This is a genomic window from Arthrobacter sp. Bi26 (assembly GCF_918697925.1).
Classification (GTDB): domain Bacteria; phylum Actinomycetota; class Actinomycetes; order Actinomycetales; family Micrococcaceae; genus Arthrobacter.
The window spans coordinates 1-12,034 of sequence record NZ_CAKKMF010000038.1; the positions used below are offsets into that span (position 1 = coordinate 1).

General features: G+C 67.1%; 10 protein-coding genes. 4 read left to right on the top strand and 6 right to left on the bottom strand.

From position 1 onward, the window contains the following. Positions 1-67 precede the first annotated feature (67 nt). Positions 68-1,330 carry an MFS transporter gene (locus tag LQV16_RS11745; protein WP_229994068.1) on the top strand — a complete coding sequence of 421 codons (1,263 nt, stop codon included), beginning with the start codon at positions 68-70 and terminating at the stop codon, positions 1,328-1,330. 111 nt (positions 1,331-1,441) lie between these two features. Here LQV16_RS11745 and LQV16_RS11750 read toward each other — a convergent pair whose 3' ends face one another. Both LQV16_RS11750 and LQV16_RS11755 read right to left on the bottom strand, forming a co-directional pair. After that, a complete protein-coding gene (locus tag LQV16_RS11750; RefSeq protein ID WP_229994069.1) occupies positions 1,442-2,731 on the bottom strand; it encodes an MFS transporter in 1,290 nt (429 codons plus the stop codon). Positions 2,732-2,754: 23 nt separating this feature from the next. Next, positions 2,755-4,020 carry a M20 family metallopeptidase gene (locus LQV16_RS11755; RefSeq protein WP_229994070.1) on the bottom strand — a complete coding sequence of 422 codons (1,266 nt, stop codon included), beginning with the start codon at positions 4,018-4,020 and terminating at the stop codon, positions 2,755-2,757. Between the two features lie 212 nt (positions 4,021-4,232). Here LQV16_RS11755 and LQV16_RS11760 point away from each other — a divergent pair, with 212 nt between their 5' ends. After that, the gene (locus LQV16_RS11760; RefSeq protein WP_229994105.1) at positions 4,233-5,264 is read left to right on the top strand and encodes an Lrp/AsnC family transcriptional regulator; all 1,032 of its coding nucleotides are present in this window, start codon (positions 4,233-4,235) and stop codon (positions 5,262-5,264) included. 302 nt (positions 5,265-5,566) lie between these two features. Then, entirely contained in the window at positions 5,567-6,922 is a 1,356-nt protein-coding gene (locus LQV16_RS11765) for an MFS transporter (protein ID WP_229994106.1), read from the top strand. Positions 6,923-7,025: 103 nt separating this feature from the next. Here the strand turns inward: LQV16_RS11765 and cycA are convergent, their stop codons facing one another. The 4 genes from cycA to LQV16_RS11785 all read right to left on the bottom strand — a co-directional run bounded on the left by cycA (position 7,026) and on the right by LQV16_RS11785 (position 11,209). Next, a complete protein-coding gene (gene cycA, locus LQV16_RS11770) occupies positions 7,026-8,531 on the bottom strand; it encodes a D-serine/D-alanine/glycine transporter (protein WP_229994071.1) in 1,506 nt (501 codons plus the stop codon). 497 nt (positions 8,532-9,028) lie between these two features. Further along, the gene (locus LQV16_RS11775; RefSeq protein ID WP_229994072.1) at positions 9,029-9,235 is read right to left on the bottom strand and encodes a CsbD family protein; all 207 of its coding nucleotides are present in this window, start codon (positions 9,233-9,235) and stop codon (positions 9,029-9,031) included. 202 nt (positions 9,236-9,437) lie between these two features. Continuing rightward, entirely contained in the window at positions 9,438-10,151 is a 714-nt protein-coding gene (locus tag LQV16_RS11780) for a class I SAM-dependent methyltransferase (protein ID WP_229994073.1), read from the bottom strand. A 17-nt stretch (positions 10,152-10,168) separates the two neighbouring features. Beyond that, positions 10,169-11,209 carry an SAM-dependent methyltransferase gene (locus tag LQV16_RS11785; RefSeq protein ID WP_229994074.1) on the bottom strand — a complete coding sequence of 347 codons (1,041 nt, stop codon included), beginning with the start codon at positions 11,207-11,209 and terminating at the stop codon, positions 10,169-10,171. A gap of 198 nt (positions 11,210-11,407) precedes the next feature. Here LQV16_RS11785 and LQV16_RS11790 point away from each other — a divergent pair, with 198 nt between their 5' ends. Then, complete coding sequence (locus tag LQV16_RS11790) at positions 11,408-11,725, top strand: hypothetical protein (protein ID WP_229994075.1); 318 nt, start codon at positions 11,408-11,410, stop codon at positions 11,723-11,725. Positions 11,726-12,034 lie beyond the last annotated feature (309 nt).

A 12,034-nucleotide genomic window follows, 5' to 3' on the forward strand; every position in this document is an offset into this window, starting at 1 on the left:
CCCCCGGGGGGACCCCGCGACCTCCCGGCGAAGGGGCGGCGGGACGGGGCCTGCAAGAATTGGGCGGGTGACCTCAGCTGGGAAAACTGACGAGCAGGACCTTTCGGCCAGCGTTGCTGTCCGGGATGAAACACCCGGAGCGCCCCGCGCCCCCGGCCGCCGCATGCTCGCGTACATGGGCCTCTGCCTTGTCCTGATCGGGCTGAATCTCCGCACCGTGTTTTCGAGCTTCGCGGCGGTACTGCCCGAGGTGACGGCCGACGCCGGGCTTCCGGCCTGGGCGGTCGTGCTGCTGACCACTGTGCCGGTGACGCTGCTGGGTGTGTTCGCCCCGCTGGCCCCGTGGCTGGCGCGCCGGTTCGGCGCCGAGCGTGTGCTGCTGGGTGCCATGGCTGTGCTCACGGCCGGGCTGCTGCTGCGGCCCGTGGAGCTGCCCGCGGCCGGCCATCTGCCGGCCCTGCTCGCCGGAACCGCCGCGTGCGGCGCCGCGATTTCGCTGTGCAACGTGCTGCTTCCCGGGGTCGTCAAGCGTGACTTCCCGCACCGCCTGGGCCTCATGGGCGGCCTGTACACCACGGCCATCTGCGCCTCGGCCGCCCTTGGTGCGGGTTTCACGTTCCCGGTTTTCCGCGCAACAGGGCAGTGGACGGCCGCGCTCTGGTTCTGGGCGCTGCCGGCCGGCGTCGTCCTTCTCTTGTTCCTGCCGCCGGCGCTCCGGGCAGGTCCCGGCGGGCCGCCGCGGCCAGCCGGAGGCGTCAGCGTCTGGCGCTCCGCCGTGGCCTGGAACGTGACTGCGTTCATGGTCCTGCAGGCCATGATGTCCTTCAGTGTCTTTGCCTGGCTGGCCCCGATCCTGCGCGAACGCGGCGTGGACGGCGGCACGGCCGGCCTGATCGTCTCGGCCTCGATTGTGCTGCAGATGCTGGGCTCGCTGTTCGCGCCTGCGCTGGCCACGCGGTTCCGGGACCAGCGCGGCATCAACACGGCCGTGGCGCTCATGACCGGGGGAGGGTTCGCTTTGAGCATCTTCGGCCCCCTGGACTTGATCTGGCTGTGGACCGGGCTGCTCGGCCTGGGCCAGGGGAGCCTGACCGCCGCGGCGCTGACCCTGATCATGGTCCGCACCCGCGACGGGCACACCGCGTCCCAGCTCTCCGGGATGATGCAGGGCGTGGGCTACGGGCTTGGCTCCAGCGGCACCCTCCTGGTGGGCCAACTCCACCAGTCCACCGGGTCCTTCGCCGTAGCGGGCGTGCTGTTCTTACTGGTGGGCTCGCTCGCCGCCGTGTTCGGGTACAGGGCCGGGCGCGACCGTTTTGTCGGCGGTTGACCGCCCTGCTGCCCCCCCAACTGACCCCAAAAACACGTTGAGCTATCAGTTGTTGCTGTCCTGAGCCTTCCAGAACAGCAACAACCGATAGCTCAACCTGGCGGGACAGGATCAGAGGGTGAGGTCCTTGCCCTTCGTTTCCGGGATGGTGAAGACGAACATCGCGGAGATGGCGAGGAGAATCACGGCGTACACGTTGAACAGCTGGGGCATCTGCACGGTGGTGCCGAGCCACTGCTGGAGATAGGGCGCGGTTCCGCCGAACACCGCTACGCAGATGGAGTAGGGGACGCCGACGCCCACCGTGCGGATGCTCGTGGGGAACAGTTCGGCGTACACGGCCGGGACGATCGCCGCGCTGGCGGCGATGAAGATCAGCATGACGGACATGCTGACGGCCAGCTGCCAGGCGGAATCCTTCAGCAGGGCGGTCATCGGAAAGTGCATGACGCCTGCGCCGATTGCACCGGCCCACAGCACTTTCTTGCGTCCGATCCGGTCGGACAGCCTGCCCCAGAACGGCAGCGCCGCGATGAATACGATGTTGCCGATCACCCCGGCCCACAGGGCCTCGCCGCGGTCAATCTTCAGGGCGGTGGTGGCGTAGCTGGGGGCCACGACGCCCCAGATGTAGTAGATGACGGTCAGGCCGACGGTCAGGCCGATCACCTGGAGGGCCTGCTTGCGGTGGCGGACGATCTGCGGCCAGATCGGGGCGCGCTTTTCCGCAGTGGCTTCGCCCTCAAAGACGTCCGTTTCATGCAGCCGTGACCGCATGATCAGCGCGTAGAGACCCATGGCCGCGCCGATCAGGAACGGGATGCGCCAGCCCCACGCGTTCATGACCTCGGTGCTCAGGGTCATGTTCAGCACGGCACCCAGCAGGGTTCCGAACAGGATTCCCACAGTGCCGGACGTGTAGATCAGGGTGGCCCAGAAGCCGCGGTGTTCCTTCGGCGCCATTTCGGACAGGTACGTCTGCGACGACGGCAGCTCGCCGCCATGCGCCAGGCCCTGGATCAGGCGTGCCACCAGGAGCGTGAGCGATGCCCATACGCCGACGGCCGCGAACGTCGGCGCGATGCCGATCATCAGGCTGCCCACCGACGCGAGCCCCACGGCCAGGGTCATGGATGCCTTGCGGCCGATCCGGTCACCGATCCACCCGAACAGGAAGCCGCCGAAAGGGCGGGCAACGAAGCCGACGGCGAAAATTGCCAGCGTGGACAGCACCGCGGACGCAGGATCCGACTTGCTGAAAAGCTGGCTGGCGATGAACGGCGTGAACGTGGCGTAGATGGCCCAGTCGTACCATTCGACAGCGTTGCCGATGCCGGTGCCGATGATCGTCTTACGGGTGGACGTCCGGGTCGCCAGCGGCGTGCTCGCGGTTGTAGTCATGGTCTTCTCCCTCAGGGGGTGGGCTAGGAAAGGGTGGAGGAAGCGGCGGTGTTGGCCGCGGCGGGAGCATCGGCCGCCGCAAGTGCGGCCAGCCTCGAAATGGCGAGTTCCGCATAGAGCGCGGCGCCGTCGGCCAGCACGCCGTCGTCGAACGTGGCGTACGGGGAGTGGTTGAACGCGGATGCGGCGTGGTCGGCGTCCCGGGGGACGGCGCTCAGCCCGATGAACGTGCCGGGGACCTCGGCGAGAACCCTGGAGAAGTCTTCGGAGCCGCTCAGTGGAGTGGCCCAGCGGGCGAGCCGGGAATCGCCGAACAGGCCCTCGATGACGTTTTCCGCGGTGTGCGTTTCGTCCTCGTCCGTGATGGTGAGCGGGTATTCCTGCTGGTAGTCGACGTCGACGTCGAGGCCGTGCGCCGCCGCGATTCCCTTCAGCAGGCGCGGCACGGCGTCCATCATTTTCTGCCGGGATTCCTCGGAGAAGGTCCTGATGGTGGCCTCGATGCGCGCGGTTTCCGGGATGATGTTGCGCTTGGTGCCGGCCTGGAGGACCCCCACGGAGAGGACTACGGGATCGAACATGTTGAACTGGCGGGTGACCATGACCTGGAGGGCGGTGACCATTTCGGCAGCCGCCGTCACGGGGTCCTTGGCAGAGTGCGGGGCAGACCCGTGGCCGCCGGCGCCGAGCACGGTGACCATCAGGCCGTCGGAAGAGCTGAGCATGACGCCGGGCTTGGTGCAGAACGTCCCGTGCGGTTCCAGGGCGGAAAACACGTGCATGCCGTAGGCGGCGTCCACACGCCGGCCGGCGGCATCCAGCACGCCTTCGCGGATCATGTGGCTGGCACCGTCGAAGCCCTCCTCGCCGGGCTGGAACATCAGGACGACGTCGCCGGCCAGCCGGTGCCGGCGTTCGGCCAGGAGCGTGGCGGCCCCTGCCAGCATGGAAGTATGCAGGTCGTGGCCGCAGGCGTGCATGGCGCCGTCGATCCGGGACGTGTAGTCCACGCCTGTTTTCTCCTGGACGGGCAGGCCGTCCATGTCCGCCCGCAGCAGCACGGCCGGGCGGGAGCCGGCGCCGGTTCCGGACGCCTGGCCGCGAAGTACCGCGGTGACCGACGTCGTGTCCTGGCCCAGGGTGATCTCAAAGGGAAGCCCGTCCAGGGCTTTGAGCACCTTTTCCTGGGTGCGGGGCAGCGTCAGGCCGATCTCGGGTTCCCGGTGCAGTTCATGGCGGAGCCGGGCAAGGTCCGCCTGCATTTCCCGGGCATCTGCGGTGATCGGCACGTGTTCTCCTTGTTTGTCGAAATCTTGTTTGTCGAAGTCGCTGGGTTGTGGCACTGGCTTGGGATTTAGATTGTGATTTGGCTTGGTTCGCGTCCGGTGAGGACGTCCTGCGTCTATTCTCAAGTGACATGGTTCACATGCGGTTCAAGGCCAGAAAAAATGCAAAAAAGTGCCGCCACCGCAGGTTTCGTGCACGAATAAAGGGAAGAATGATGGAACTCAGCGAGGACGACCTCGCCCTGATCAACGTCCTGCAGATTGCCCCGCGCCTGAGCTGGGCGGATGCAGCCCAGGTGCTGGGCGTTCACGCCACCACGCTCGCCGCCCGCTGGGAGCGGCTGCTGGCATCTGGCGTTTCCTGGGTCACGGCCCACCTGATCGGCGACCCTCAGCAGATGTGCCTGGCATTCGTCGCCGTGGACTGTGAAATGCACCGGCGCGAGGAAGTCACCGCCAGGCTCGCCGAGATGCCGGAAATCGTCACGGTGGAGGAGGCGGCCAGCAACCGGGATCTCATGCTGACCGTCATTACGCCCTCCCTGGACGATTTCAGCCTGAAGGTCATCTCGCGGCTGAAGGAGATCGACGGCCTCCTCAAATATCAGACCGCCCTGTGCACCAGGTTGCACGCGAGCGGCGGCTCCTGGCGGCTCAATGTGTTGAGCCGCGCACAGCAGGCTGCCGTGCGGGCATTGGCCGGCCACGAGGCCACCGGGGTTGCCCGGGCTGCCGCCCGGGAAGCGCTGCCGGACAGCCACCTGGCGCTCCTGCCGTTCCTGGCCAGGGACGGACGGGCCACGGCGGCGGACATTGCCCGCGGGCTGGGCAGGCACCCCGCCACCGTCCAGCGCCAGCTCAACCGCGTGCTCGCCAGCGGCATCCTGTCCTTCCGGTGCGAGGTGGCCCAGAAGTTCTCGGCCTTCCCCGTGACCTGCCAATGGTTCGTCAATGTCCCCGCGGGGCGGCACGAGGCAGCCGCAGCCGAGCTGAGGACCATGCGGAACGTACGGCTCAGCGCCTCCACCACGGGGCCCACGAACTTCGTGATCATCATGTGGCTGCAGTCCCTGGCGGACGTCATGAACATCGAGGTGGCGCTGCAGCAGAAAGTGCCCGGGATCGTGCTCGTGGAAAGCGTCGTCATGCTGAGCACCGTCAAGCGCGTGGGCTGGATGCTGAACCCGGACTCAAGGGCAAGTGGCGCCGTCGTGGTTCCGGCCCAGGGGTCCGACGCGGCAGGCTGACCGCGGCGTACCCACCGGGGCTGACTGACAGCTGAGAACCGGGGCACGGCGTGCCGCGGTTCCAAGTTGTGGCATGCTTCCCGTAGGCGCCCTGCACCTGCTTCACTTGCTGCGTCAGGAGCCGCGCCGCCAGCCCCGTTCCCGCCCGGACTGGCCTTGACCTCAAGCCGAGTTGAGGTTTTAGGGCTGCGTCCATGTCTACCGATCAGGTCCCGCCCGTGTCCCGAACCGACCCACCATTTCAGAAATCCAGTCCGAAACCCGTCCCGGAATCGGCCGGAATTTTCCACCGCAGCTACCTGATGGTGACACTCGGCGCCTGCGCGCTGGTGTTCCTGGCGGCCTTCGAATCCCTGGCGGTGACCACCATCATGCCGCTCGTCAGCCGGGAACTGGACGGCGCGAGCCTCTACGCATTGGCCTTCGCCGGACCGCTGGCCACCGGGGTGATCGGCATGGTGGCCGCAGGAAGCTGGTCGGACCGCAAGGGGCCGGTGGCGCCGCTCCTGGCCGCGGTGGGCATGTTCGTGCTCGGCCTGCTCATCGCCGGTACCGCCGGAACCATGCCGGTCCTTGTGTCCGGGCGGCTCGTGCAGGGACTCGGCGGGGGCGGGCTCACCGTGGCCCTGTACGTTGTCATTGCCCGGGTCTACCCGCCGGTCCTGCATCCGAAAATCTTCGCCGCCTTCTCCGCGGCCTGGGTCATCCCGTCCCTCGTGGGTCCGTTCGCGGCCGGCGCCGTGGCGCAACTGGCGGGCTGGCCGTGGGTCTTTCTCGGCGTGGTCGGACTCGTGGTCCCTGCCCTGCTCCTGACGGCCCCGGCCCTTCGCGGTCTGAACGGAAGCTCCGGCGCCGCCGCCGAAGATTCCCCGGGAAGCGTGGAGACCGCAGCCGGCGGCCCGCCGGGCGGCCTTGCAAAGCTGGGGCTGGCGGCGCTGGCAGCGCTCGCCGTGCTGGGCCTGAACCTGTCCGCCGCGGTACCGGGGGCCGGCGCGGTGCTGGCGGCGGCCGCCGTCGCCGTCGCACTCCTGGCCGTCCGTCCCCTCATGCCGCGCGGAACGCTGACCGCCCGGCGCGGCCTCCCGAGCGTGATCCTCACCCGCGGGCTCGCGTCCGCCGCCTTCTTCGGCGCCGAGGTGTACCTGCCGTACCTGCTCATGGAACGCTACGCCTTCGCCCCGACGTTTGCAGGCCTCACGCTCACCGGCGGCGCCATCGCCTGGGCGGCGGCCTCGGCCATCCAGGGCAGGCTGGGGACCCGCCTGGAGCACCGGAGGGCGGTGCGGATCGGCTCGGCCCTCGTCCTTGGCGCCGTCGTCCTGGCCCTCGTGACAACGGTGCTGGCCTGGCCGGCCTCCGTCGCGATCGGGGGCTGGATCTTCGCCGGGGGCGGGATGGGCCTGATGTATCCGCGCCTTAGCGTCATGACCCTGGCCCTCTCCACCAAGGACACCGAGGGCTTCAACAGTTCGGCCATGTCCATTTCGGATTCCCTCGGCGGCGCCCTGGCCCTCGCCGGCACTGGGATCGTGTTCGCCGCATTCGCGACGGCGACTCCGTCGGCCTCGTTTGCCGGAGTCTTCGCGCTCACTGCGGTGATCGGCGTCGCCGCCGTGGCCGTCGCCCCGCGCGTGGCCGCCGTCAGGACAACCATGTAACGGGCACGGCACCATAACGGCACGGCACCGTAACGGCACGGCACGGCAAAGGAGCCCCGGCCGGATGATCCGGCCGGGGCTCCTTGTGTATCAGAAGTAAGGGTCAGGCAGCCGCGCGGGCTTCCTCCTGTGAGCGGACGGCCTTCCATTCCACAATCCGGGCCTGCTGCAACGGGGTTTTCCGGTTGAAGTGCCAGGCCGCACCCAGCAGCAGGAACCACACGGGTGTCACGAAGAGTGCCAGGCGGGTGTCATCGGCCTGCGCCAGCGCCACCAGCATGAAGACGAAGAACGCGAGCACCACGTACGGCATGAAGGCGGAGCCGGGCATCTTGAAGGCCGAAGCCTCGTGCAGTTCCGGCCGCCGGCGGCGGAAGGCGATGTAGCTGATCAGGATCATGGACCACACAAACATGGTCAGCACGGAGGCCACGGAAGTGACGATCGTGAACGCGCCGATTACGGAGTCGCCGGCATAGAGCAGGACCAGACCGGCCAGCAGGAAGATGCAGGAGAACAGCAGCGCGTTCTGCGGTACCTTGCGGATGCTGAGCTTTCCGAATGCCTTGGGCGCGTTCCCGTCCTGGGCCAGGCCGTAGACCATCCGGGACGTTGAGTAGATGCCGGAGTTGGCGCTGGAGGCGGCGGAGGTCAGGACCACAAGGTTGATGACCACTGCGGCGATCCCCAGTCCGGCCAGGGTGAACATGCCGATGAACGGGCTGCTTGCGGGGTCGATGGTGCGCCACGGATTAACAGCCATGATGACCACCAGGGCGCCCACGTAGAAGAGGAGGACGCGGACCGGGATGGAGTTGATGGCCCGCGGCAGGTTCTTCTCCGGGTCCTTGGTTTCGGCGGCGGCTGTGCCCACCAGTTCGATCCCGGCGAAGGCGAAGATGGCGATCTGGAAGCCGAGGACGAAGCCGAACATGCCGTGCGGGAACATGCCGCCGTCGTTCCACATGTTGGCGAGGTTGGCTTCGGCCCCGTTCGGGGACGTGAAATGGGTGGCGATCATGACCGCGCCGGTGATGATCAGGGCCACGATGGCGACCACTTTGATGATGGCAAACCAGAACTCCGCCTCACCGAACGCCTTCACGGTGGGGAGGTTCAGGAGGATTAATACCACGGGCGTGAGCAGCGCCGGGATCCACAGGGGCGTGCCGGGCGCGAGCTTGTCCACGTATCCGGCAATGGCGACGATGTCCGCCACCCCGGTGACTACCCAGAAGAACCAGTAGGACCAGCCGGTGAAGAAGCTGGCCCAGGGGCCGAGCAGGTCGCCGGCGAAGTCACTGAAGGATTTGTAGTTCAGGTTGGAGAGCAGGATCTCGCCCATCGCGCGCATCACGAAAAACAGCATGAAGCCGATGATCATGTAGACGAAGATGACGGACGGCCCGGCGAGCGAGATGGTCTTTCCGGAACCCATGAACAGGCCGGTGCCAATTGCGCCGCCGATGGCGAGCAACTGGATGTGGCGGTTGCCGAGGGCGCGGGCGAGGTGCGGCTCGCGGCTCCCGGCGCCGGAGTCACCGTTGGCGGAGGCGGCAGTGTCAGATTCTGAAATGGCCGGAGCGGCCGAGGTGGTGCGTTCAGACATGAGGCTTCTTCCTTGTCACAGGCGGTCGCCCCGGGCGGGGGTTCCGCAGTGCGGGCCGCACAGATCCGTCAGTGTGTGACGGAGGTAACAGTTTTGGCGGGTAAATCAAGGTTAGGGCCGGTATTTCGCGGTCCGTGTTGTCGCGACGGCCCGCGCAGGTGGCCCGGCCGGCCGGTGATCTGCCGTGGCGCTCCCGGCGGAACGGACCTCCCGGAAGGCGCCGGAGCAGGTCCGGAGTCCACATCCTTCGCGGGCTCTAGGGGAATATGCGGCGCCGGCACGGGCCGCCGCCTGCCGGCTCCGGTTTCGCGTTTCCGCAAATCAGCCGCCGTGGGCAGGTTCGACAACTGTCGATCATCTTAGCTTCAGTTGTCGTCCGCTGTCCTTTGTCACATTTTTGCGCGGCGACAACTGCGACGACGGCGGAAACGGGACGGCCCCGCCTTGGGCGGGGCCATCCCGTTGCGGGGGTCAGCTGCGGGTTTCAGTAACGCGGCTCAGCTGCGGGTTTCAGTAGCGCGGCTCAGTAGCGCGGTTAAGTAGCGCGGCTCAGCAGGGCAGTTCAGTTGCGCCCGCTTGGGCCGGGCCTGCTCATGCTGGCCATCGCGCTTGAGGTCCTCATTGCCAGTCATCGTGCCGGTACCTTCTTTGGCTGCACCGATGTGGTGGATGACCGTGAGTTTGGCCTTGCCGTCGATTCCCATGATGTTCCCTTCCCCTGATTGCTAGGTCATGCGGTGTTGCTGTACGTCCACAGGGCCAACGGGCGCGGTCAGTTCCAGCCACATTGGGGATTCGGAACAGAACCCGAAGTGGATGGCCCGGCAGTGTATCGATTTCGAGGGTGGGTTCAGCGACGGCGTCCGCGATCCCGGGGGATGCTCCCTCGACCGATTGCCCGGCAGCCTACTGGGCCGCCAGGCGGGTGGCCCGCAGCACGGCATCCGTGAGGGACACTGCCTCGCCCTCGGGCCCGATGGCGCTGCGTTGCCGGCTGTCCAGGGCCGCGACGCGCCACAGCGGCTCCTCGATCCGGAGCTCCCGGGCAAGGTCCTCGGCGGTGAAGAACTTCTCCGGCGTATGGTGCGCGCCCCACGGAGGCAGCCCGTCGGGGTGATGGCCGACGATCAGCAGCGTCCCGCCGGTCCGCACCGCGGCCGCGGCGAGCTGCAGTGCCTGTTGCCACGGCATCTGGGTGGAATGCAGGAACTGTGCCGTGACGAGGTCGAACAGCCGGTCCGGGACCCACGTGGCAAGATCCTGCTGCACCCACTCGATGGAAGCATCCTGGCCGTGTTCCCGGGCGTGGACGGCCGCACGCTCCAGGGCGACGGCGGAAACGTCCAGGCCCGTCACGGTCCAGCCGCGGGCAGCGAGCCAAATGGCGTCCGCACCTTCGCCGCACCCCAGATCCAGGGCGTCGCCGGGAGGCAGGTCCGCCACCTCCGCGACGAGTTGCGGGTTCGGATCCCCGCTCCACATCTTGGGGCGGCTGCTGTACTTTTCATCCCATATCCTGGCCGCGGTGCCGGGCGCCGCATGCTCGGCGGCGTCGTGCTCGTGGCTGGGGGTGTGGCTGTTTCCTTGCCTGTGGCTCTGGCTCTGGCTGCGTTTTGTCATGGTTTCCCCTCATCTCGTTAGTCCGACGGGTTTGGCTGGCGGTCTTCCTGCGGGCCGTGGCCGGCACCGGGCGCCACGGCGGGCGCCACGACGGCGGTGACGAACCCGGCCGGCGCGGACCGCCGTCGGGTCTCCCGGCCGAAATTCCGGTGCTCCTCCAGGACCAGCCCGAAGGACCCAACAAAGTCCGCGGCGCTTTTCCTCGCCGGGGGAGTGTTGTCGATGCCAAAGGTCAGCGGCTCGCCGACGAATCTCGCCGCAGCCCGGGCGTACCGCATGTAGGGCGAACGCGAGGCGATGGTTTCCCTGGAGAAGTAGTCAAAGGCCACGACGCTGCCCGGGCCGGTGCCGGCGATCCTGCGCAGTGTTGCCTCGACCGAGTCGCGGTCCAAATACATGGTCACCGCTTCCCACAGGAACAGTGCTGGCCTGCCGGGGTCGAAACCCGACGCCACGAGCTTGTCCATCCAGTCCTCGGTCTCGAAATCGGCGGACACGTAGGTGGCCAGGCGTGCCGACAGGCCCGCTTTCTCGAGCATCGCGAGTTTGTAGGCCTGCGTCCTTGGCAGGTCGATTTCAAAGCAGCGCACACGGTCCTTTGATGACAGCCTGAACGCCCGGGTGTCGAATCCCGCACCGAGGACCACCAGTTGGTCAACTTCGGCCAGATGCCGCTGGAGGGCAGCATCGTAGTAGCTGGTCCGTGCTGTCGACTGATGGCGCATCGGTGCCCGCCCTTGGTACGGATATCGGTAGATCCTGGGAACGAATCCCGTCAGCAGGTGTCCCACGAGCGTGGGGGCCGTCTCCAGCCGGAACCCTTCCTGGGACACATTCGGCATGACCGCCATGAGCCGGGCCGCAGGCTCATCCGCCCTCGTCCCCAGCCGGTGCTGCATGTAGCGCGTGTAGAGGGAGGCGAACAGTGTGGCCGAAACGCCCGCACGCCGGCTGTAGTTAAGCAGTCGGGGGACTGATGCGGCATAGCCGGCCGCCCCTAGGGGCAGCAGCGCCACTTGGATGACTCGAAAGAAGCCAGCGGCGAGAATTCCCGGCATCGTGCCCCGTCTCCTCTCGTCGCCTTGCCCGCCCACCATGCTCCTCCGGGACGCAATGGTGGTCAATACACGCTCTGGGCTTGCCTTAGAACGACATGAAGGCGGAGGGACACGTAGAAATCACCCCCCGGAAACGAATCCGAAACCTGTGTCGTGAATGCTGGGCACAAGACATTGAACACTGGGGAGGCAATGATCATGGACGTTGATGAAGCACGGAAAATCCGCAGCTCCGCTGAATTGAACGTAGGGGACCAGATCGAGGCTTGGCACAACGGGAAGCTCTTCCACCGGGGCGCGGTAACCCAGACCGTCACGGGCGTGGACCTGTTTTGGATCCTGGATGCCCGGACGGGATCCCGCCGGCTCATCGACGCCGAGGCGCTCGTGATCCTGCGGCCCGCCGGACCCGGCTCGGCCGAGGCGCCGTCACGGGCACCCGCCCACACTTCCGCCCGCACGCCCACCGAGACGTCCCACATGCCGCTGTTCCAAGCCCCCAGCCTGGCCGGCTAGGAGCCGAGCCGATGGCCCCGGATACGGGACCCTGCCCCGCCAGATGGTAGACTACTAAAACTTGATGTGCAGTGATGCCCACTTTGATTCGGTTGACCGACTTCGGTCCGTCAACGGGATCCCTGCCGGTTTCCTTCGGGAATCCACACGCAGGCAGTGGGATTTTTTCATGTGAGAGGCACATCCTGCGTCGATGAACGCGTTCCATTTGGTCCCGGCGGCCGCTTGCTGAAGTTTGGCAACAGCCCGGTTGATCACCTGACTTTTCTTCGGCGAACCCTTGAGCCAACCGGCATCGGGGGCCGATAT

Excerpts from the sequence above, each read along its gene's own strand:
- LQV16_RS11765 (WP_229994106.1), top strand. The coding sequence starts at position 5,567 with ATGGTGACACTCGGCGCCTGCGCGCTGGTGTTCCTGGCGGCCTTCGAA.
- LQV16_RS11780 (WP_229994073.1), bottom strand. The coding sequence starts at position 10,151 with ATGACAAAACGCAGCCAGAGCCAGAGCCACAGGCAAGGAAACAGCCAC.
- cycA (WP_229994071.1), bottom strand. The coding sequence starts at position 8,531 with ATGTCTGAACGCACCACCTCGGCCGCTCCGGCCATTTCAGAATCTGAC.
- LQV16_RS11750 (WP_229994069.1), bottom strand. The coding sequence starts at position 2,731 with ATGACTACAACCGCGAGCACGCCGCTGGCGACCCGGACGTCCACCCGT.
- LQV16_RS11775 (WP_229994072.1), bottom strand. The coding sequence starts at position 9,235 with ATGGGAATCGACGGCAAGGCCAAACTCACGGTCATCCACCACATCGGT.
- LQV16_RS11760 (WP_229994105.1), top strand. The coding sequence starts at position 4,233 with ATGGAACTCAGCGAGGACGACCTCGCCCTGATCAACGTCCTGCAGATT.
- LQV16_RS11785 (WP_229994074.1), bottom strand. The coding sequence starts at position 11,209 with ATGCCGGGAATTCTCGCCGCTGGCTTCTTTCGAGTCATCCAAGTGGCG.
- LQV16_RS11790 (WP_229994075.1), top strand. The coding sequence starts at position 11,408 with ATGGACGTTGATGAAGCACGGAAAATCCGCAGCTCCGCTGAATTGAAC.